A 21,736-nucleotide genomic window follows, 5' to 3' on the forward strand; every position below is an offset into this window, starting at 1 on the left:
GGCCGGCGGGCGATACATCCGGTACACGCGCACGGTGTCTGATAGCGACCATACACCACCCGAACGGAGCGCACTGCCATGACCACCCCCTCTTCCTTCACGCGCCGCACCTTTGGCGCCATGGCGCTGGCGGCGCTTGCCGCCGTCGGCGTCAGCCTGGCCAACGGCCAGTTTCCCGGCCTGAGCGACGCCCGCGCCGCCCGCACGGACGCCCCGGCGCCCCCCCTGGACGGCGCGACGACCTGGCTCAACTCGCCTCCGCTGAACATGGCGCAACTGCGCGGCCGGGTCGTGCTGATCGATTTCTGGACCTATTCGTGCATCAACTGCATCAATACGCTGCCGTACGTGCGTAGCTGGGCCGAGAAGTACAAGGACCAGGGGCTGACCGTGATCGGCGTGCATACGCCCGAGTTTCCGTTCGAAAAGGACGTGGGTAACGTCCGCGACGCGCTGAAGCGGTTCAAGCTCACCTACCCCATCGCCATCGACAACGACTACAAGATCTGGCGCGCCTTCCAGAACAACTACTGGCCGGCGCTGTACTTCATCGACGCGAACGGGCGCATCCGGCACTACCACGTGGGCGAAGGGGACTACGAGAAGTCCGAGCAGATCATCCAGACGCTGCTGAAGGAAGCCAAGGCTGGTGCGGCAGCGGCGCCAGTACCGGCAGCGGCAGCGGCACCGGCGCAGTAACCCGACGGCCAATCCAAGGAGATTCAGCATGAAGCTTTACGCGAACGAGATTTCGTCGGCCACATCGCGCGTGCGTATCGCGCTGGCCATGAAGGGGGTGCAGGTCGAGATGGTCACCGTCGGCATCCTGGGCGACGGTGCCGAGAACCGGCAGGCGGACTACCTCGGCATCAATCCACAAGGACTGGTGCCGGCGCTGCAGACCGACGAAGGCGAGTTGCTGACCCAGTCTCTGGCCATCGTGGAGTACCTCGACGAGCGCTTCCCGCTGCCACCGCTGCTGCCCAAGGACGGCGCCGGCCGCGCCTTCTCCCGCTCGATCGCCCTGGCCATCGCCAGCGAAATCCACGCGCTGGTGCCACCGCGCGTGGCGGCCTACCTCGGCAAGATGCCCGGGATGGGCGCGACGGGCGTGGTGACGTGGAACCGCCACTGGATCCTGGAAGGCCTGACCGCCGTGGAAGCCCGCCTCGCCGCCCGCCGCACCGGCCCCTACGTGGCCGGCAACACGCCGACAATCGCCGACATCTTCCTCTTCCCCCAAGCGATCAACGCGGAGCGCGCGGGCATCGAACTGGAGCAATGGCCACACATCGCCGAAATCGTGGATCGGCTGCGGGACGTGAAGGCGTTTGCGGAGAACGCACCGGCGGCTAGGCGGTAGCGGGAGATGGCTAGGGGACCGGGGCGTTCCGGGAAGCTCCCGCCCCCGCATAACAAAGCGCGAAAACATTCGTTCGCATCGTCGGGGGCACGGCGTAGGGTCTTGGACTGTTGGCCAGTCCGGCCTTGTTCGAACGGATTCCGATGACCGCTTCCCGTCGCCAGTTCCTGCGCTATGGCGCCATGCTTGCCGCCGCTCCTGTGCTGATTTCCACCGCGCGTGGGCAGTCGCGCCCTGTCCTCAAGGCGGGGGACCAGAAGGGCGGCCTGCGGGCGCTGCTCGAATCCGCCGATGCGCTCAAGGGCATTGGCTACGATATCCAGTGGACGGAGTTCCCGGCCGCCGCGCCGCTGGCGGAGGCGCTCAATGCGGGGGCGGTCGATTGCGGGCCGATTGGCGATGCGCCGGCGATCTTCGCACTCGCGGCGGGGACGCGGATCAAGCTGATTGGCGCCAACCGGTCGGACCCTTATGGCACCGCCATCCTCGTGCGGCCCGATTCACCGCTGAAGACCGCGGCTGACCTCAAAGGCAAGAGCATCGGCACGAACCGGGGTTCGATTGGCCATTTCGTGACGCTGAAGGCATTGGCGTCAGCCGGATTGAAACCCGAGGACGCCAACATCCGCTTCCTCCCTCCAGCCGATACCAAGCTCGCGCTGACCAATGGCTCCGTCGATGCGTGGGCGACCTGGGAACCGTACACGGCCATGGCGGAGACCAGCGGCCATGCCCGGGTACTCGTCAGCGGGCGTGGCCTGTGGTCGGGGCTCAGCTATCTCGCCGCCACCGACGCGGCGCTCGCTGCCAAGCGCGCGGTCCTGGCCGATTTCCTCCAGCGCGTGGTGCGCGCCCAGGTCTGGTCCTATGAACACGCGGCGGAGTTCTCCGCCACGCTGGCGCGCATCATCGGCATCTCGCCGGAGGCGGCGCGGCTGCAGTTCGAGCGACGCCATACGACATGGCAGCCGATCGATGCCAGCCTCGTCGCCATCCAGCAGCAGACCGCCGACTTCTACCTCAAATCCGGATTGCTGAAGCAGCGGCTCGAAGTGGCATCGACGTTCGACACCCGCTTCGGACTGCCCGCCTGACAGCGATCCGGGGCAGCGCCCTACTTCGTCGGCCGCTTGGCGAGCAAGGGCTCGCTCACGCCTTCCACGCCGACCAGCCCGAGCACCGTGGTGAGTGCCCACTGCGCACCCTCATGGGCATTGGTCGGATCGAACCATTCGTCGCGCGAGTGGGAACCGCCCGACTTGCCGCCGCTGCCGAGGATAACCGCCGGAATGCCGAGCGACATCGGCACATTGGCATCGGTGCTGCCGCCGCGCAGGCTGGGCGCTTCCTTGCTGTTAGCCTTGATCACGCGCACGGCCGACTGCACGATGACCGAGTCCGTGGCGGTCTGGCCTGCCGGTCGGTCGCCGATCTGCTTTGCCTGGAAGGTGATCTCATTGCCCTTGGTGGGCGACCAGCGGCCGTTCTCGTCAGCCACACCCGATGCGATGGCGGACATGATGTGCTTCTCGGTTTCGAGCAGGGCCGGCGTGCCGTTGGAGCGGATGTCGATGGCCATCTTGGCGTCTCCGGCAATGGCGTTGACCGATGTGCCACCCCCCACCGTGCCGACCGTGAACGTGGTCTTGGGGTCCGTCGGCGTGCGGACATCGCTGACCTTGCCGATCGCGCGGCCCATCGCGTGGATGGCACTCGGCAGGCCGAACGCGCCGAAGCTATGGCCGCCCGGGCCACGGAACGTAATTTCGTAGCGATGGCTGCCGGTGCCTTGCGTCAGCACGCGCTCGCCGGTGCCCGGTTCGAGGCCGATCATGCCGTCGATATCGGGATGATCGCGGAACACTGCCTTCATGCCGCGCAGGTTGCCGAGTTCCTCCTCGCCGACGTTGCCCACGAACACGATGTCCCCCACCGTGCGGACGTTGTTCTCGTTGAGCACCTTGAGCCAGGACAGCAGCACGGCCAGGCCGCGCGTGTCATCGCCGATACCGGGCGCATAGAGCTTGCCGTCGCGCGATTTCACGGTGACGTCGGTGCCCTGCGGGAACACGGTGTCGAGGTGGGCGGAGATCAGCAGCTTGGGCCCGTTGCCAGTGCCCTTGCGGATACCGATGGCATTGCCCTCGGCGTCGATGCGCGCATCGGTCAGCCCCAGCGCCTTCAGGCGCGATACGAAATACTGCGCGCGCGCGGACTCCTTGAACGGCGGCGCGGGAATCTCCGTCATCGTCTTCAGTTCGGTCAGCGCGCGGGCGTCGTCTGCCTTTACGTCGTCGAGCAGCTTCTTCACCACCGGCGAGGCCTCGAGGCGCGTATAGGTGCTGTCAACCTGGGGCGAGACCTGCGGCACCGTCAGCGTTTGTGCGGAGGCGACCCCGGCGAAGGCCAGCGTGGCGAACGGGACGACGTGACGGGCGAAGACGGTACGGCAACGGGCTGGCATGGCGACAGTATCCTCTGGCAGTGATACGACACAAAAACCCGGCCCGGGACCTGCTCGGTACCGCGAAGCCGGGGAGCGATCACATTCTGCCAGCGAATGCGGCGATGTGCTCGCGGGACCGTCTCCAAAAACAAACGGGACAATCGCCCGACGCGATTGTCCCGTTGCATCCTGCCATGACCTGATGTGGCTTCAGAAGCCCAGGCTTGCCAGCAGATCGTCCACCTGCGACTGGTCCGACACCACGTCGGCCTTGCCCTCGGGGTTGATCTGCGGACCGTTCATCAGCGTGGGCGGAGCTTCCACGCGACGATCGGCCGGTACGTTGTCGATCAGTACCTGCAGCAGTTCCTGCTCCAGCGAGCGGATCATGTCCATCATCTTCTTGATGACCTGACCCGTCAGATCCTGGAAGTCCTGGGCCATCATGATCTCGAGCAGGTGGCTGCCCGTGGCCTTGGCCTTCTGCGGCACCTCGGTCAGGAACTCGCGCGTGTCGAGCACCAAGGCCCGGGCATCGCCCAGTTCCACCGGCGTCTCGAACCACGCGTCCCAGCGCTTGTCCAGCGCGTTGGCGCGGGCTTCGAGGTCTTCCTGCAGCGGCTGCGCCAGTTCCACGGCCGTGAGCGTACGCTCGGCGGCCTGCTCGGTCATGGCCGCGATGTAGCTCAGGCGGTCGCGCGCGTCAGGAATGGCCTGTGCGGCCCGCTCGATTTCCTTGTCGAGCCCCAGCTCCCGCATGTTATCGCGCAGCATCCGCGTGAGGTTGCCGATGCGATGGATGATCTGATCGGCTGATTCATTGCTGAAAGTCTGAGTCGTCGACATGTCGTGCCCCTCTTACTGACCCAGCTTCTCGAAGATCTTGGTGATCTTCTCGTCCAGCGTCGCCGCGGTGAACGGCTTCACCACATAGCCATTGGCGCCAGCCTGCGCTGCAGCAATGATGTTTTCCTTCTTGGCCTCGGCGGTCACCATCAGCACCGGCGTCTTGGCGATCTCGGGAATCGCGCGGATCGACTGCAGCATGGTCAGGCCGTCCATGTTCGGCATGTTCCAGTCGGACACGACGAAATTGAAGCTGCCGTCCTTCACCTTCTCCAGGCCGGCGGCGCCGTCCTCGGCTTCTTCCACGTTGGTGAAACCGAGTTCCTTGAGCAGGTTACGGATGATCCGACGCATGGTCGGGAAGTCGTCGACCACGAGGATCTTGATGTTTTTGTCCACTATACGGCTCCAATACGGTTGTGGATAACAAATACGAAAACTGCGCCCGGCGCGTGCCCAGGGTCGGTGCCCTACACGCGCTGCGCCCGCGCACCGAAGGTGGCCAGGTGCGCCATGACGCGCTGGCTCATCGAATGCAAGGGCACTACTTCATGCACGCCGCCGGTGGCGATGGCCTCCTTCGGCATGCCAAACACGATGCAGGACTGCTCGTCCTGCGCAAGGTTGTAGGACCCGGCCTCGCGCATGCGCAGCATGCCGCGCGCGCCGTCCTTGCCCATCCCGGTCAGGATCACGCCCGTGACGTTCTTGCCGCCATGCACGGCGGCGGAGTCGAACAGCACGTCGACTGACGGGCGGTGCCGGTTCACCGGCGCTTCCTGCGACAGGTGCGCCACGTAGTTGGCGCCGCTGCGCGCCAGCAACAGGTGCGAGTCACCCGGCGCGATGTACGCATAGCCCGGCAGCACGCGCTCGCCGTGCTCGGCCTCCTTGACCGTGATGCGGCACAGGCCGTTCAGCCGTTGCGCGAACGACTTCGTGAAGCCGGCCGGCATATGCTGGACGATCATCACGGCCGGGCAGTCCGGCGGCAGCGGCATCAGGAATTCCTTGATGGCCTCGGTGCCGCCCGTGGACGCGCCCACGATGATCAGCTTTTCCGTCGACAGCAACGGCGTGCGCAGCAGCGGCGCCGGCGGGGCGCCTTCGGCCGCGCCCTCGGCGCGGGGGGCCCGCACCCGGGCGCGCGACGCCGCGCGGATCTTGTCGGCGATGGTGTCCGTGTACTCCATCAGCCCGTCGCGGATGCCCAGCTTGGGCTTGGTGACGAAATCCACCGCGCCCAGCTCCAGCGCGCGCATGGTGATTTCGGACCCGCGCTCGGTCAGCGACGACACCATCAGCACCGGCATGGGCCGCAGGCGCATCAGGCGCTCGAGGAAGTCGAGGCCGTCCATGCGCGGCATTTCCACGTCCAGCGTCAGCACGTCCGGGTTCAGGCGCTTGATGAGGTCGCGCGCCACCAGCGGGTCGGGGGCGGTGCCCACCACTTCCATGTCTGGCTGGCTGTTGATGATCTCGGTCATCAGGCTGCGGATAAGCGCGGAATCATCCACGCACAGCACCTTGATCTTCGCGGCGGTCATATCTGGTCTCTACGTCTCATTTTCAGGTCGGCACCCTTGCCGTGGCCTGCCGCGTGAACAATTCCACTGCGCCTCGTACGGGCGCCTTCGTGGAGGTGGAAATCGCGCGTGCCAGCGCACGCTCCTCGCGTTCCACGCCTACCGTATCGTCTTGTCGTGTCAGCCGGCGCACCAGCGCCAGGCCACTGCGCGGGAAATAACTCACCCGTCGCGCGTGCGGGCCACGCAGATCCTGCGCCGCCAGTCGAATCTCTTCGGTCTTCAGGTACTTCAATACAAAATCGGCATTCCGATCCCCAATATTGAGGGTCGTCATGTTCGCCAGCACCGCGCCGCCGCCAAAAACCTTGGCTTCCAGGCGCTCGCGTCGGGCGCCCATCTTCAGGAGTTCATTGATCAGCACTTCCAGCGCGTAGCAGCCGTAGCGCATCGAGGCGGACAGCATGCGGTCCGGCCCGGCGTTCTCGTCGTCCGGCAGCATGAAATGGTTCATGCCGCCCACGCCCGCCACTTCGTCACGGATACAGGCGGCCACGCAAGAGCCGAGCACCGTGGTCAGCACCACGTCCTCGCCGCTCACGTAGTACTCGTTCGGCAGCAGCTTGATGGCCTGCTTGCCGAACTCGCGGTCGAAATACTTGCGCGTGGCAATGGCTTCCGGCATCTGGGGCGTACGCATCATGCACCTCCGCTGCCGCCCTTGCCGGCCAGTTCGTATACCGTCTGCCCACGCAGCTGGAACGCGCGCGTGACATACGAGAAATTCTCGGAATGGCCGGCGAACAGCAGGCCATTCGGCTTGAGCAACGGGGCAAACCGTTCCAGGATGCGGCCCTGGGTCGGCTTGTCGAAGTAGATCATCACGTTGCGGCAGAAGATGGCGTCGAATTTCTCGCGCAATCCCCATTCCGGCGCCAGCAGGTTCAGCGGCTCGAACGCGATCGTCGACGCCAGGTCCGGCTTGACCTTGACCGAGCCCGAACGTGCGCCGGTGCCCTTCAGGAAGAAGCGCTTCAGCCGTTCCTGCGAGAGCCGACCCACCTGCTCGGCCGTGTACACGCCGGCGCGGGCCTTGGCCAGCACCTGGGTGTCGATGTCGGTGGCCAGCACCGAACCGGCGCGGTCGCCGAGTGCCTCGGCCAGGGTGATGGCGATCGAGTACGGCTCCTCGCCCGTCGAAGCCGCCGCGCACCACACGCTGTAGGGCCGGCCAACCTTCTTGGCATGCTCGGCCAGCAGCGGGAAGTGGTGCGCCTCGCGGAAGAACGAGGTCAGGTTCGTGGTCAGCGCGTTGGTGAAAAACTCCCATTCCTGGGAGCGATCATCGGACTCGAGCAGGGCCAGGTAGCTGCCGAAATCGGCGAGCCCCAGCGAGCGCAGGCGCCGCGCGAGCCGGCTGTAGACCATCTCGCGCTTGTGACTGCCGAGCGAGATGCCCGCGCGCTTGTGAATCAGCGCGCGCACCTTCTCGAAATCATGCTCGGTGAGCAGGAAGTCACGCATGTCGTCGCGCAGCGGCGCCAGCACCGGCGCGGCGGGGGCGGCAACCGCGCCTGGCTTCCCGATGGCGCTGGAGGAAGAACGGAGCGGCGTCATGGTGTGTATCTTCGTGGAGTGCCGGGTCGCGGCGGGTAAATCTAATGAGACTTCGGGGGCGATCTGCCGGCTGGCCCGATCAGGCCAGTTCGGCTTCCACCAGCTCCATCTCGGAACTGGTCATCATGCGTTCGATATCGATGAGGATCAGCATGCGCCCTTCCACCGAGCCGAGGCCGGTCAGGTGCTCGTTCGACACCGACACGCCGAACTCCGGCGCCGGCTTGATATCGTCACCGGTCAGCGTGAGCACGTCCGAGACGCCATCCACCACGATGCCGACCACACGGCCCGCCACGTTGAGGATGATCACCACGGTCTGGTGGTCATAGCGCACGTTGCCGAGGTCGAACTTCAGGCGCAGGTCCACGATCGGGACGATCACGCCGCGCAGGTTGGTCACGCCCTTGATGAAGCCGGGGGCGTTCGCGATGCGGGTGACGGTCTCGTAACTGCGGATCTCCTGCACCTTCAGGATATCGATGCCGTATTCCTCGGTGCCGAGCGTGAAGACCAGGTATTCCTGGCCAGAGGCTTCGCCCGCCTGGGTATCGATGTGTCCGATGCCGGCCATGTCAGTGCTCCTTTGCTGTCGCTATGCTGTCAGTTACTGTGCAACCGCGTCCTGGCGGCGCACGCCGGTGCGCTGCAGCGCGCCCACGTCCACGATCAGCGCCACGCTGCCGTCGCCGAGGATCGTGGCGGCCGAGATGCAGGGCACCTTGCGATAGTTCGTTTCGAGGTTCTTCAGCACCACCTGGTGCTGGCCGATCAGCTGGTCCACCAGCAGCGCGAAGCGCTTGCCCTCGGCGGCCAGGATCACGGCGATGCCCTGCGTCGGCTCCTGCAGCGCGCCGGTCACGTTGAAGACCTTGTGCAGCTCCAGCAGCGGCAGGTATTCGCCACGCACGTTCATCACGCGCTCGCCGTTGGCGGCGGTGTGCACGTCCTCGGACTTCGGCTGCAGGGACTCCATCACGCAGTTCAGCGGCAGGATGAAGGTTTCCTCGCCCACGCGCACCGACATGCCGTCCAGAATCGCCAGCGTCAGCGGCAGCACGATGCGGGTGGTGGTGCCATTGCCCGGGCGCGACGCGATTTCCACGTGCCCGCCCATTTCCTGGATGTTCCGCTTGACCACGTCCATGCCCACGCCGCGGCCGGACACATCGGTGACCACCTCGGCCGTCGAGAAGCCCGGCGCGAAGATCAGCTGCCAGACTTCCTCGTCGCTGATGTTCTCGGACACCGGCAGGCCGTTCTGGATCGCCTTGGCCAGGATGCGCTCGCGGTTCAGGCCGCCACCGTCGTCGCTCACTTCGATGACGATGTTGCCGCCCGCGTGCTGCGCGGAGAGGATCAGCTGGCCCGTCGGCTCCTTGCCGGCGGCCACGCGCTTTTCGGGGGTCTCGATGCCGTGATCCAGGCTGTTACGGACCAGGTGGGTCAGCGGGTCGATGATCCGTTCGATCAGGCTCTTGTCGAGTTCCGTCGCCTTGCCGAACGTGACCAGGTCGATCTGCTTGCCGAGCTTGCTGGCCAGGTCGCGCACCAGGCGCGGGAAGCGCGAGAACACGTAGTCCATCGGCATCATGCGGATGGACATCACCGCTTCCTGCAGGTCACGCGCATTGCGCTCCAGCTGGCCCATGCCCGAGAACAGGCGGTCGAACAGCACCGGGTCCAGCGACGAAGCGGTCTGTGCCAGCATCGACTGCGTGATGACCAGTTCGCCCACGAGGTTGATGATCTGGTCGACCTTCTCGGTCGGCACGCGGATCGAGCCGGAATCCGGCGCGGCGGCGCCGGCGGCCGGCTTGGCCTTCTCTTTTTCTTTGTCCTTGGCAGGCGCGGCGGCGGCCGGCGCAGCGGCTACAGGTGCCGGCGCTGCCACCGGGGCCGGGGCGGGTGCTGCGGCGGCGGCCGGCGCGGCGCCAGCGGCCACGGTTTCCACGGTGATCTGCTTGTCGTCGATCACGAAGCAGCAGACCGCGATGATGTCGTCGGCGCTGCACTGGCTGTTCAGCCAGATGACGAGGTCGCCGTCGGCTTCCTGCTGGCCGGTGATCTCGCCCAGGTTGGCGATTTCCTCGCGCAGCAGCGCCTGGTCGCCGGCCGATACCTTGAGCAGGCTGATCTTCAGGTTACCAGCGCCACCACCGGCAGCGGGTGCGGCGGCCACGGGGGCCGGAGCGGCAGCGGCCACCGGCGCATGGCCCGGCTCGCCGCCGGCTTCCTCGGCCAGCTGCTGCAGGACGGCGCAGATGCGCGCCAGCGTTTCCGGATCGGGTTCGGTGCCGTTGCGGTAGGCGTTGAGCTGATCTTGCAACACGTCCTTGGTTTCCAAAAAGGTGTCGATGATGACCCGGTTGAGGGCCAGTTCCCGCCGACGCGTACGGTCAAGCAGGTTCTCGAAAATATGGGTGGTCGCGGTCAGTGCCGCGAAGCCGAAGGTGGCGGCGCCGCCCTTGATGGAGTGCGCGGCACGGAAAATGGCGTTCAGCTCTTCCGAATCGGGGGACTCGATGTCCAGCCCGAGCAGCAGCTGCTCCATTTCCACGAGCAGTTCTTCCGCCTCTTCAAAGAAGGTCTGATAAAACTGCGTGATATCGATATCGACAGACATGACCGTCCTGACTCGCTAAATTGCTCTGGAAGATGTGCCGCCCTGTGACGGGCGGCACGCCTCATTCGATCTTGCCCTTGCCTGCAGCGCCGCTGCCGGACGGCCTGGCCGCCGGCGCGGATGCTGCCTGCGCCTGCTCCACCTGTGCCTGCAACTCCTCTGCGGCACGGCCCTTCTGCGCCTGCACGGACACTTCGGCCGCGCTCGCGTTTTCGGATTCGAACTGCGCCTGGGCCCGCTTGTTCAGCACCACGATGCTGATGCGGCGGTTCACCGGGGCCAGCACGTCTTTCTTCTCCAGCGGCATGGTGTCCGCCAGGCCCAGCACGCGCAGCACCTTGCCTTCCTGCATGCCGCCGGCAATCAGCTCCTGGCGGGAGGCGTTGGCACGGTCCGCCGACAGCTCCCAGTTGCTGTACGCGCGCTCGCCCATCATGTACGTGGCCGAGTCGGTGTGGCCGGACAGGCTCACCTTGTTCGGCATCTCGTTCAGCACCGGGCCGATCTCGCGCAGGATTGTGCGCATGTACGGCTCCACCGCGGCGCTGCCGGTGCGGAACATCGGCCGGTTCTGCGTATCCAGGATCTGGATGCGCAGCCCTTCGCTCGTGATGTCCAGCAGCAGCTGCGGACGGAACTGGCGCAGCACCGGGTTGTTCTCGATGATCTGTTCGAGACGGCCCTTCAGGGCGCGCAGGCGCTCGGTGTCCATCTGGTCGCGCCGGCGCTGGGCGTCGGACGGGTCGTTGGTCTGCGCGCGCATCACCTCGCCGTCCTTGGCCTGCACGTCCTTGCCGCCGCCGGGAATGACGCTCTTCGACATGCTGCTCTTGTCGCCGCCGGCAATCGCCACCTTCAGCGGCGTGCGGAAGTACTCCGCTACGCCTTCCAGCGTCTTCGGCGAGACCGAGCTCAGCAGCCACATCACCATGAAGAAGGCCATCATCGCCGTCATGAAGTCGGCGTAGGCAATCTTCCAGCTGTGGTTGCCATGCGGCTTGGCGTGCGACTTGGCCTTGCGGATGATGATCGGACGCAGATCCTGGGCGCTGCTCATGACGTCTCTCCGGTCAGGTCAGGCTCTTGACTTCGCGGACGTGGTCATCGAGCTCGAGGAACGACGGCCGCACCGTGGAGTACAGGACCTTGCGGCCGAATTCCACCGCCACCAGCGGCGCGTAGCCATTGAGCGAGGCGAGTAGCGTGACCTTGATGCACTCGTACATCTTCACGCTCTCGGACACCTGGTGCTCCACGCGGGAGGCCAGCGGCGAGACGAAGCCGTACGCCAGCAGAATGCCGAGGAACGTGCCGACCATGGCGTGGGCCACGAGGGCGCCCAGCTCGGCCGGCGGCAGGTCTGCCGAGGCCAGTGCGTGCACCACGCCCATCACCGCGGCCACGATGCCGAAGGCCGGCAGGCCGTCGCCAACGCGCGACAGCGCATGGGCGGGAATCTCGGCCTCGTGGCGGTACGTTTCGATTTCGTGGTCCATGAGCGCCTCGATCTCGAAGGCGTTCATGTTGCCGTTGACCATCATGCGCAGATAGTCGGTGAGGAATTCCATCATCACCGCATCGGCCAGGATGCGCGGATACTGGCTGAACACGCTGCTGGCCGCCGGGTCGGCGATTTCCTTCTCGAGGAACAGGATGCCCTCGCGGCGGGCCTTGGAGAGCAGCACGTACAGCAGTGCCATGATGTCGAGGTACAACTCCTTGTTGTACTTCGAGCCACGCAGCAGCATCGGCATGGCCTTCATGGTGGCCTTGATGGCCTTGCCGCTGTTGGAGCTCACGAAGGCGCCCAAGGCGGCACCGCCGATAATGATGAGCTCCGCCGGTTGATAAAGCGCGCCCATGTGGCCGCCGGTGATGGCATAACCGCCCAGCACCGATGCCACCACGACGACATAGCCAATAACTACTAGCACGATCGGATCCCCGTCTGAAAAACACGCGTCAGGCACGCACGGGCATCCTGTAGGGGCGAGCGGGGTCACCGCTCACCCGTCCCGGGGAGCCCGATTGCCGCGCGGACGTCTGGCCCGATGGATCAGGCTTCAGTCTGCGTGGCTGCGGCGTCCTTCGAGAGCTTCTTCACTTTCCCAGCACGCGACGGCGGACGGCACAGGCTGCACACGAAGTTCGCGTGCGGCTCATAAGCGTGCGTGACGAACTGTCCGCCGCAACATGTGCACGAGGAAAGCTGCAGCATATTGCTCTCGAAAAACCGTACTAACGTCCAGGCACGGGTGAAACTTAAGACAATTTCGCCGCCCAGCAGCGAAACGTGCTCGAGGTACAGACGGTAAGCGGCCACTACTGCACGAATGCCCGACGTCTCGCCTTCCTGCACCATGAACTGGTACGCGGAGAAGAACAGGGACGAATGGATATTCGGCAGCCAGGTGGTGAACCAGTCTGTCGAGAACGGGAGCATGCCCTTGGGCGGCGAGGCGCCCCGCAGCTCCTTGTAGAGGCGGATCAACCGGTCGCGCGAGAGCGTAGTCTCGGCTTCCAGCACCTGCAGGCGCGCGCCCAGGCCAATCAGCTCGATGGCGAGCTGGGTCTGGTTCGCGTCCTGCAGGACGCTTTTCCGGTTAGGTGCCGGTGTGGCCGTAAAGCTGCGGGCCGGCTGGGCCTGTAGGAGCGCGGTCAATTGAGCGACTCCACAGGTTGCCGGGCCAGCAGGATAGCAGCGTGGATCTGCTGCATATCATGGCTCTTGGCCGTGTGGGTGAGCGTGGACAGCAGCGCATGATCGTCAAAGCGGAAACGGCACAGCACCATGTTCGATGCTGCCAGCTTGACGAGTTGCGCCGAGGTCAGTTTGGCAAGAATGTCGGCAATTTCCTTGCTGACGCCAAGCCTGAACATGGCTTCCACCTGGTTTTCGCGCACCAGTCTTTGCGCGAGCAGAAGATAGGCGAGATTGACCTCCCTGATCTCCTGGAGAACTTCACTGCTTTCCAATTTTTCCCCGCTACCAAAACCCTTCGACCGCTTGTCCGGCGCTTACCAGCTTCGTGTCCGTGAGGACCCTTGCCGGCGACCAGATCGTTTAGTGCGTGTTCGATGGGTACGACGTACTACGAAAGAACTTCGCCCGGTTACACCTTCTCTCAGAAACGTTACATCTGTTACAGAGTGTAAGTGAAACTGTTACGTTTATATCGGCAATCGGCCCGGAATGCCAATCCCTACTTGAGTTGGGGTCCAGCAAATGTCGCATGGAAAAGACATGGCCCCCCGAATTTGTAACACCAGCACACGCCTGCTTGTGGTTTACATCAAGCGTGCTCAAGCACGTAACGCATCGTGTACCAAACGGATACACGCCTTGTGCGGTGGACATGACATGGCCAAACAGCGCCCCGCAGATTCCACTATTGACGAACCATCGCGCCTTGGCTAAACACGCGCCGCAACCATGCGGCAAGCCGCGCGAAGACGTCGTCAGGCGCCTCGCGGAACAGCTGGGGTCGCGCACGCTCCACTTGCTCGAGCATGCGTGCGGCCTCATCGGCACTGACCGAGCCGTACTCCAACGCAAGTCCCAGCAGCGCGCGCATCTCGCCCACCTTGCTGCGGCCCAGCGCCTCGCTCTGCTCAGTCTGCAACGCGTACATGACGTCATACGCGCGTTGGCGAAGACTGTCGGATATCCGCCACGCCGGGGTGCGCATGCGTTCCTCCAGCGTGCGGATGTCGATGGCGGAGGCAGAAATCTGCGCGGCCAGCGCTTCGGTGAAGGCGGCGTCGGCGCCGGCCTCGGTGAGGATCTGCGTGGCCCACTCGCGCGCGTGCTCCACGCGCTGCTGCGGCGTCCAGTCGGGCTGGATGGCCAGGCCGAAGCCGAAGCGCTGCGCGTCGCGCATCAGCGCCGCCAGCGCGTTGGGGAGCTGCTTGTCGAAGACCTTCTTGGCCCAGCCGTACTCGCCGCTGGCCAGCAGCCGCATCACGGCGCGCTCGGTCAGCGGGCCGTCCTGCTGCATCAGCCGCGCCCGCAGGAAGTCGTCGAACGCGGGCGGCACGAACTGCGGATCGATGCCGGTGGAAACTTTTACAAAGGCGTCGAAGTCCGCGCGCAGCCTTGCCGTGGCTTCGGCCGACAGCGACAGGTTGATATCGGTAGTCATGATGTCATCGCATGCAAACGCGCCCCGGCGCAGCTTTTACAACGCTGCAGCCGGGGCGCACGGCGCGACTGGGCACGGCAATCCGAGCGGCGTGGCGCCGGTCAGAATGCGCTCCAGTCGCCGTTGTCGGATCCATTACCGGCCGCCGTGGCGGACGGACGCAACAGCTTCGGCTCGGTCGCTGCCGTGTCGTCGGCGGCTTCCGCTGCCGCCGCACCGGCACCGGCCACGACCAGCGCCGTGCCAGCGGCCTTGTTACGCGCGCCACGGGCCTTGGCACCCTTCAGCGCCGAGGTCACCGCCTTGACGCCGGGCCGGACCGCCGAACGCGCCGCAGGGGCGGCCGACAGGCCAAGCGCGGGCGCCGACGGCGCCACATCGTCATGCGACAGCTTGTAGCCCGACACCGAATCCTGGAGCTTCGACGCCTGATCCTGCAGCGAGCCGGCCGCCGCAGCGGCCTGCTCCACGAGCGCCGCATTCTGCTGCGTCACCTCGTCCATCTGCGCCACGGCCTGGTTCACCTGTTCGATGCCCGAGCTTTGCTCGGCGGAGGCCGCGCTGATCTCGCCCATGATGTCGGTCACGCGCTTCACGGCCTGGACGATCTCGCCCATGGTCGTGCCCGCCTGGCCCACCAGCGCTGCGCCGTTGTCCACGCGCGCCACGGTGTCGCCGATCAGGCCCTTGATTTCCTTGGCCGCATTGGCGCTACGCTGCGCCAGGCTGCGCACCTCGCCAGCCACCACGGCAAAGCCGCGGCCCTGTTCGCCGGCACGCGCCGCTTCCACGGCGGCGTTCAGCGCCAGGATGTTGGTCTGGAAGGCGATGCCTTCGATCACGCCGATGATGTCGACGATCTTGCGCGAGGCCTCGTTGATCTCGTCCATCGTCTTCACCACGCGACCCACCACCTCGCCACCGCGCACGGCGGTCTCCGAGGCATTGGCGGCCAGCCCGCTGGCCTGACGCGCGTTGTCGGCGTTCTGGCGGACCGTGCTGGTCAGCTCTTCCATGCTCGATGCGGTTTCCTCGAGCGAGGCCGCCTGCTGCTCGGTACGCTGCGACAGGTCGTTGTTGCCGGCCGCGATCTCGCGCGATGCGGTGCCAATCGATTCCGCCGATTCCTTGAACTCGCGCACCATCGACGACAGCTGCTCCTGCATCTGGCTCATCGCCAGCAGCAGGCTGCCACGGTCGCCGTTGCGCAGCGCCACCTTGCCCGAGAAGTCGCCATCGGCGATCTGCGAGGCGATCGACGCTGCGTAATCGGGCTCCCCGCCCAGCTGCTTCGACAGCTGACGCGCCAGGAACCAGCCCAGCAGCACGGAAAGCGCCAGACCGCCGACCACCAGGATCAGCATCAGCACGCGCGAGCTGTTATAGACGCTGGTCGATTCGTCCATGTTGAGCTTGGCGCGCTCGTCGCGGCGCTTGACCATCTTGAACAGCACGTCTTCCAGCGCGCGGCTGTCCTTGAGCAGGTCCGCGCTCTCGGTGAACACGGTGGATTCGAACTGCGACGTGTCCAGCGGCTGCTTGCCGACCAGCGCCACGTACTTCTCCATGCGTTCACGGAAGGCCGGCACCAGCGTTTCATACTGCTTGACCATCGCCTGGCCTTCCGGCGAGGTGAACGAGTCCTTGGCGGCCTTCACGCGCGCTTCCATGGCGGCCAGCGATTTCTCGATGGTCTCGCGCTCGGTGGCGCGCTCGCCCATCGTCGAGGCGGACAGCAGCGCGATCTGCGAGCGGCTGGCGTAGACGAGGTTGATATTGCCGTCCTGCACGGCCTTCAGGGCCTGCAGATCGCTGTTGTAGATCTTGCCGGTCCATTCCGCCATGCGCCCCATATTGACAACGCCCAGCAGGCCGATGATGGCGCCGATCACGGAAACGACCAGGAAGCCGGCAATAAGCCTGGTCGTAACGCGCAGTTGATTGAACCACTGCATAGAACTACCCCCTTCTGTCAAAAAAGACCGGGATGGGCATCGGTTGCCGCCTCCCGCGTTGTTATCGCGGCCGCTAGGCCGCTCTTACCCCGTTCCTGGCGCCACGTTGTGCCCGCGGCGTCTTGACGTTCAGATACTTGCGTACCCGGCTCCGCTTCCCACTTCCGGCGCCGGCAAGCCCTTGCGCGGGCGCGCCGGCCGGACTTCGGCCTGCATGCTGACGCGGAAGGTGGATACCGACTCGCGCAACCGGTTGGCCTGTTCTTCCAGTGCGCCGGCCGCGGCAGCGGCCTGCTCCACCAGCGCAGCGTTCTGCTGCGTCACCTCGTCCATCTGCGCCACGGCCTGGTTCACCTGTTCGATGCCAGAACTCTGCTCCGCCGATGCCGAACTGATCTCGCCCATGATGTCGGTCACGCGGCGCACGGCCTGCACGATCTCGTCCATGGTCGCGCCTGCGTCGCTCACCTGCGCCGCGCCGTTCTCCACGCGCGCCACGGTGTCGCCGATCAGGCCCTTGATTTCCTTGGCCGCGTTGGCGCTGCGCTGCGCCAGGCTGCGCACCTCGCCCGCCACCACGGCAAACCCCCGACCCTGCTCCCCGGCCCGCGCCGCTTCCACGGCAGCATTCAGGGCCAGGATGTTGGTCTGGAAGGCGATGCCTTCGATCACGCCGATGATGTCGACGATCTTGCGCGAGGCTTCGTTGATCTCGTCCATCGTCTGCACCACGCGGCCCACGGCGTCACCGCCGCGCACGGCGGTGTCCGAGGCATTGGCGGCCAGTCCGGTCGCCTGGCGGGCGTTGTCCGCGTTCTGGCGGACCGTGCTGGTCAGCTGCTCCATGCTCGAGGCGGTCTCTTCGAGCGAGGCCGCCTGCTGCTCGGTACGCTGCGACAGGTCGTTGTTGCCGGCCGCCACCTCGTGCGTGGCCGTGGAAATGCTCGCCATGCCTTCGTGGATGTCGTGCACCACGGACAGCAGGCTGCGCTGCATCGTGCGCATGGCCCGCGCCAGCGCGCCGATTTCATCGTTCGATTCGTGGTCGAAGCCAGTGGTCAGGTCGCCCGCGCCCATGCGCAGGGCGAAGTCGAGCATCTCGCCGACCGGGCGCTCCACCCGCGTCACCAGCATCGAGCCCGCCGCGAACGAGGACAGCACGGCCAGCCCGAAGGCGCCCCACAGCCACGGCCACAGTTGCGCAGCGGCCTCCGGCGCGAGCCAGTGCGCGCCGCCCGCAGCCGCCAGGAACCAGACCAGTCCGGCCAGCTGGGCCCAGAGGATGCGGCGCTTGAGGTCCACGCGCGTCAGGCGGCCCAGCAGCCCGGCGAGGCCCGTGCGCACCACCGCGCCATCGCGAATCGCCAGCCCGCGCGCCCGGTTCTCCCGGAAGCGCAGGTACAGCGCGGCGGTGGCGTCGATCTGCTCCCGGCTGGCCATCGCCCGGACCGAGGTGTAGCCCACCACACGATCTGCCACGCGCGTGGGCGTGACGGTGGCCAGCACCCAGTAGTGGTCGCCGTCCTTGCGGCGGTTCTTGACCACGCCGGTCCAGGACTGGCCGGCCTCCAGGGCGCGCCAGAGATCGGCGAACGCTTCCGGCGGCATGTCGGGATGGCGCACGAGGTTATGCGCCGCGCCAAGCAGCTCCTCCGCCGTGAAGCCGCTGGTCTCGATGAACGCCCGGTTCGCGAACGTGATCCGTCCCTTGAGATCGGTTCGCGAAATCAGGTAGTCGTTCGGCGAGAGCAGGTGCTCGCGTTGGGTTACAGGCTGGTTGTTGCGCATGTCTCGTTGCTGCGTGAAAGCCGTGGGCGCCAGCGCGCTTTGTCAGGCGTACGCGCCGTGGGCCGGTGTGAAGTGGGGATCAGTGGCTGCTGGCCGCGGCGTCGATGGCGGCGAGGTCGTCGATGTTCATCAACTTCTCGATGTCCGCCAGGATCAGCATGCGGCCTTCGAGCGAGCCCAGCCCGCGGATGTATTCGGTGTCCACGCCGCCGGAGAGTGCCGGGGCGGGCTTGATCTGCGCCGGCGCCAGCGTCAGCACGTCTGACACGCCGTCAACCACGATGCCGGTGGTGCGTTGATGGAGATCAACGATGATCACCACGGTGTACTGGTCGTAGCTGACCTCGGCCTGATTGAACTTGATGCGCAGGTCGATGATGGGAACGATGATGCCGCGCAGGTTGATCACGCCCTTCAGATAGGCGGGCGCGTTGGCGATCTGCGTCACCGATTCGTAGCCGCGAATCTCCTGCACCTTCAGGATGTCGATGCCGTATTCTTCGCGACCGAGGCGGAACGCGAGGAATTCTTCACCCGCGCCGTCTGCCTTGTTGATGCTCGTATTCATGGTTGCCCCCGCTGGCTGGATGGGTCGAGGCCGGGGTTCCGTGCCCCTTGGCTTGTGGCGACCCGCGATTTGCGACCCACAATATGCGGCCAGAGGCAGCCGGCGCGCGCCGGACACCTGCTATGGCCCTCCAGTATTTACGGCAGCAAACGGGGTGAATGAAGGGCGACATGGCCCGCGACATTACCCCTCCGTGGGAGGGGTCGGCAGGTCCAGCAAGGCTTCCACCGACGCCATCAGTTCTTCCGGATCGAACGGCTTGGCCAGGAAACCGGACGCGCCAGCCTCGCGGGCCTGATCGCGGATGCGGTCGTCGTGCTCGGTGGAAAGCATCAGGATCGGCACGCCGGCATAGTCCGGCAGCGCCCGCAGCGCGCGGATCAGCGCCAGGCCGTCCATGCCGGGCATCACCTGATCGGTCACCAGCATCCCGAAGCGCCCTTCCAGCGCCACCTCGTGGGCCTCCTTGCCGTCGGCGGCCTCCGTCACCGTGTAGCCGCCAGCCCGCAGGCAGGCGCCGATCATGCGGCGAAGGGAAGGCGAATCGTCGACGACGAGAATGCTCGGGAGGGACATGGGGGGACTCCGGGGTAAAAGTTGGTCCGCCTGCGTGCCTGCAAGAGGCGCGCGCGCCCAGGCTGCTGGCGACGGACGGGCCAGCCGTGTGCACGCGGTACGCGTGCCACTGCCTGTCTTCAGCATATCGACCCGTTCGTGCCCGGATTTGAGGCAACAACGCGTCGATTAGAGGAAAGCTTCTAATCCGGGGATCCCGGCGCGAGGTCAGGCGCGCAGCGGTTCAGCGCCGTGCAGGGTGTCGGCGAACGCCGACGGCTCCAGCGGCAGCGCCATCAGGAAGCCCTGCACTTCGTCGCAGCCCATGCCGTGCAGGATGTCCAGCTGCGAGGTCGACTCCACGCCCTCCGCCACCACCTTCATGCGCAGTTCGTGCGCCAGCGCCACCATGGAGCCGACGATCGCGCGGCCCTGCGGGTCCGTATCGAGCCCGCCGATCAGCGTCCGGTCGATCTTGAGCGTGCCTACGCGCAGCCGCTTCAGGTAACCCAGGCTTGAATAGCCGCTGCCGAAGTCGTCCAGCGCCACCTGAATGCCCAGCGCCTGCAGTTCCGCCAGCGTCTCCAGCGACTTGCCGATGTCCTTCATCGCCGCCGTCTCGGTAATCTCCAGCGTGATGGCCGAAGGCGGAATGTCGTGCTGGTGGATCTGTTCCAGCAGGTACTGCGGGAAATTCCGGCTCGCGAAACGCAACCCGGACACATTGATCGCCACCGGCACGATGGGCAGCCCGGCATCGTGCCACTGGCGCACCTGCGCGCAGACCGTGGCGATCACCCAGTCGTCGAGCTTGTCGATCTGGCCCGACTGCTCGGCCACCATGATGAATTCGGCCGGATTGACCGCGCCCAGCGTGGGATGGCGCCAGCGGCACAACGCCTCGGCGCCCACCACGCGGCGGGTCTTCACATCGAACTTGGGCTGGTACATCAGCCGCAGGCCGTCGTCCTGGATGGCCAGCCAGAGGTCGCGCCGGATCACGCGCATACGGCGCGCGCGCTCGCCGGCGGCGGAATTGAACACGCGCACCTGGTTGGAGCCGCTCTCGCGCGCCTCCGCCAGGCTCACGCGGGCGGCCTGCATCAGCGCCTCGGAGGTCTGCGCGTCGCGCGGATAGATGGCGATGCCGATATTCACGCCGATCTGCATCTGCAAGCCCCGCGCCGCCACGAACTCCGCCAGCGAGCCGAGCACGCGCGAGCCCAGTTCATGCGCCCGGCTGTGCTGCACCAGTGCCGGCACGCCCACGGCGAATTCGTCGCGCGCCAGTCGGGCCAGGAAGTCGTGCGGCTCCAGCGCGGCTTGCGCCAGCGCGCCGGCATCCTGGGCGAGGATGTCGTCGGCGCGCACCTCGAATACTTCGTCCACCTCGCGGAAATCGGCGATATGGATCAGCAGCACCGCGCAGCCGGTGTCGGAGAGCCGCGCATGGGCGATGGTCTGGTCGAGCCACCGCGCGAACGCGTTGCGGTCCGGGAGGTCGGTCGTCACGCTGTACTCGCCGACTGGTGCCTGTCCACGCGCGGCGGGCCGCACGGTCAGGCCGGGAATGCGCGACAGGCCGCGCCGCCCTGCCCGCTGCTCCTGGCGCGAGACCATGCCGGCAGGCAGTTCGTCGATGCCATCGCCCGCCAGAACCGGCTCGACGCCAGCCGGCAGCCAGCCGCGCGACTGCGCGCGGTGCACCGCAAACATCGCGGCGCAGAGCAGCGCCAACCCGCCGGCCAGCCAGGCCGGTGCGGGCAGCCCGGTCGCTTCCACGCAGGCGCGGGCGCTCAAGCCCGTGCCACCGCACACGCCTCCCAGGCGCGCGCCAGCCACGGCCACCAGGCCGGCGCCGGACGCCATCGCCAGCGCCACGGCCACACCCCAGCCGCGTCGGCCTTGGCGGAACCAATGGAAGATGGGTGGAATCACTTGCGCGACGATGGCCGTCGCCGCCAGCGTCGCCACGAACGTGGCGGCCATCTTCACGCCGTCATTGGCGGCGGTGAGCGTGCCGGAGGCGATGGCCACCCAGACCGGCATGCCGAGCGTGGCCTGCGACATCAATGCCGCCGACCACGTCAGGCTGCGCGCGGCCTTGCGGCCCGGCGTGCGGTCGCCCGATGCCGTGCGGCGCGCGCGCGCGGCGGCAAGGCCGAGCACGGACGCAAGCATCAGGAGGCTGTAAGTCGTGGCAGTCATGGGGGCGGCGCGTTTGTGGCGGGCACGGATGCCGGCATACCCTCGATGCGGGCCATCGGGCGGCCCGTATCACGGCATCGTGTCTCCGCCATGGGA

General features: G+C 66.3%; 20 protein-coding genes and 1 pseudogene. 3 read left to right on the forward strand and 18 right to left on the reverse strand.

Annotation, left to right across the window (positions count from 1 at the left end):
• Positions 1 to 114: 114 nt before the first annotated feature.
• The 3 genes and pseudogenes from AC1DEL_RS14240 to AC1DEL_RS14250 form a co-directional block, all read left to right on the forward strand.
• Positions 115 to 642, forward strand: a pseudogene (locus AC1DEL_RS14240) (thioredoxin family protein); the annotation flags it as partial.
• Between the two features lie 85 nt (positions 643 to 727).
• Positions 728 to 1,363, forward strand: a complete 636-nt coding sequence (gene maiA, locus AC1DEL_RS14245) for a maleylacetoacetate isomerase (protein WP_092295909.1) — start codon at positions 728 to 730, stop codon at positions 1,361 to 1,363.
• Positions 1,364 to 1,506: 143 nt separating this feature from the next.
• Complete coding sequence (locus AC1DEL_RS14250; RefSeq protein WP_092296241.1) at positions 1,507 to 2,457, forward strand: ABC transporter substrate-binding protein; 951 nt, start codon at positions 1,507 to 1,509, stop codon at positions 2,455 to 2,457.
• A gap of 20 nt (positions 2,458 to 2,477) precedes the next feature.
• Here AC1DEL_RS14250 and AC1DEL_RS14255 read toward each other — a convergent pair whose 3' ends face one another.
• From AC1DEL_RS14255 to AC1DEL_RS14340, 18 genes are all read right to left on the reverse strand, one after another.
• A complete protein-coding gene (locus AC1DEL_RS14255) occupies positions 2,478 to 3,827 on the reverse strand; it encodes a M20/M25/M40 family metallo-hydrolase (RefSeq protein ID WP_441592651.1) in 1,350 nt (449 codons plus the stop codon).
• A gap of 192 nt (positions 3,828 to 4,019) precedes the next feature.
• A complete protein-coding gene (gene cheZ, locus AC1DEL_RS14260; RefSeq protein WP_092295916.1) occupies positions 4,020 to 4,655 on the reverse strand; it encodes a protein phosphatase CheZ in 636 nt (211 codons plus the stop codon).
• 12 nt (positions 4,656 to 4,667) lie between these two features.
• Complete coding sequence (gene cheY / locus AC1DEL_RS14265) at positions 4,668 to 5,054, reverse strand: chemotaxis response regulator CheY (RefSeq protein WP_144199859.1); 387 nt, start codon at positions 5,052 to 5,054, stop codon at positions 4,668 to 4,670.
• A 71-nt stretch (positions 5,055 to 5,125) separates the two neighbouring features.
• Positions 5,126 to 6,202 (reverse strand): protein-glutamate methylesterase/protein-glutamine glutaminase, encoded by a 1,077-nt coding sequence (locus AC1DEL_RS14270; RefSeq protein ID WP_441592652.1) that lies wholly within the window; start codon positions 6,200 to 6,202, stop codon positions 5,126 to 5,128.
• A 22-nt stretch (positions 6,203 to 6,224) separates the two neighbouring features.
• Positions 6,225 to 6,881: a chemoreceptor glutamine deamidase CheD gene (gene cheD / locus AC1DEL_RS14275; protein WP_092295925.1), complete on the reverse strand. Its 657-nt coding sequence runs from the start codon at positions 6,879 to 6,881 to the stop codon at positions 6,225 to 6,227.
• Complete coding sequence (locus AC1DEL_RS14280) at positions 6,881 to 7,798, reverse strand: CheR family methyltransferase (RefSeq protein ID WP_092295928.1); 918 nt, start codon at positions 7,796 to 7,798, stop codon at positions 6,881 to 6,883. Before AC1DEL_RS14280 ends, cheD begins: the two co-directional genes overlap by 1 nt.
• 79 nt (positions 7,799 to 7,877) lie before the next feature.
• The gene (locus AC1DEL_RS14285; RefSeq protein ID WP_092295931.1) at positions 7,878 to 8,372 is read right to left on the reverse strand and encodes a chemotaxis protein CheW; all 495 of its coding nucleotides are present in this window, start codon (positions 8,370 to 8,372) and stop codon (positions 7,878 to 7,880) included.
• A gap of 33 nt (positions 8,373 to 8,405) precedes the next feature.
• Complete coding sequence (cheA, locus tag AC1DEL_RS14290) at positions 8,406 to 10,424, reverse strand: chemotaxis protein CheA (RefSeq protein WP_092295934.1); 2,019 nt, start codon at positions 10,422 to 10,424, stop codon at positions 8,406 to 8,408.
• Between the two features lie 61 nt (positions 10,425 to 10,485).
• Positions 10,486 to 11,481 (reverse strand): flagellar motor protein MotB, encoded by a 996-nt coding sequence (motB, locus tag AC1DEL_RS14295; RefSeq protein WP_092295937.1) that lies wholly within the window; start codon positions 11,479 to 11,481, stop codon positions 10,486 to 10,488.
• Positions 11,482 to 11,494: 13 nt separating this feature from the next.
• Positions 11,495 to 12,358, reverse strand: coding sequence for a flagellar motor stator protein MotA (gene motA / locus AC1DEL_RS14300; protein WP_092295940.1), 864 nt, complete (start codon positions 12,356 to 12,358; stop codon positions 11,495 to 11,497).
• Between the two features lie 122 nt (positions 12,359 to 12,480).
• A complete protein-coding gene (flhC, locus tag AC1DEL_RS14305; protein ID WP_092295943.1) occupies positions 12,481 to 13,086 on the reverse strand; it encodes a flagellar transcriptional regulator FlhC in 606 nt (201 codons plus the stop codon).
• The gene (gene flhD / locus AC1DEL_RS14310; RefSeq protein ID WP_010812713.1) at positions 13,083 to 13,400 is read right to left on the reverse strand and encodes a flagellar transcriptional regulator FlhD; all 318 of its coding nucleotides are present in this window, start codon (positions 13,398 to 13,400) and stop codon (positions 13,083 to 13,085) included. Before flhD ends, flhC begins: the two co-directional genes overlap by 4 nt.
• 413 nt (positions 13,401 to 13,813) lie before the next feature.
• Positions 13,814 to 14,566 (reverse strand): DUF4088 domain-containing protein, encoded by a 753-nt coding sequence (locus tag AC1DEL_RS14315; RefSeq protein WP_092295946.1) that lies wholly within the window; start codon positions 14,564 to 14,566, stop codon positions 13,814 to 13,816.
• Between the two features lie 101 nt (positions 14,567 to 14,667).
• Entirely contained in the window at positions 14,668 to 16,521 is a 1,854-nt protein-coding gene (locus AC1DEL_RS14320; protein WP_092295949.1) for a methyl-accepting chemotaxis protein, read from the reverse strand.
• A 129-nt stretch (positions 16,522 to 16,650) separates the two neighbouring features.
• Positions 16,651 to 18,309, reverse strand: coding sequence for a methyl-accepting chemotaxis protein (locus AC1DEL_RS14325; protein ID WP_477125328.1), 1,659 nt, complete (start codon positions 18,307 to 18,309; stop codon positions 16,651 to 16,653).
• Positions 18,310 to 18,388: 79 nt separating this feature from the next.
• Positions 18,389 to 18,877: a chemotaxis protein CheW gene (locus tag AC1DEL_RS14330; RefSeq protein WP_092295955.1), complete on the reverse strand. Its 489-nt coding sequence runs from the start codon at positions 18,875 to 18,877 to the stop codon at positions 18,389 to 18,391.
• 183 nt (positions 18,878 to 19,060) lie between these two features.
• The gene (locus AC1DEL_RS14335) at positions 19,061 to 19,453 is read right to left on the reverse strand and encodes a response regulator (RefSeq protein ID WP_441592655.1); all 393 of its coding nucleotides are present in this window, start codon (positions 19,451 to 19,453) and stop codon (positions 19,061 to 19,063) included.
• A gap of 207 nt (positions 19,454 to 19,660) precedes the next feature.
• Entirely contained in the window at positions 19,661 to 21,640 is a 1,980-nt protein-coding gene (locus AC1DEL_RS14340) for a putative bifunctional diguanylate cyclase/phosphodiesterase (RefSeq protein ID WP_477125327.1), read from the reverse strand.
• Positions 21,641 to 21,736 lie beyond the last annotated feature (96 nt).

This window comes from Cupriavidus sp. 10L43_2, assembly GCF_056395265.1.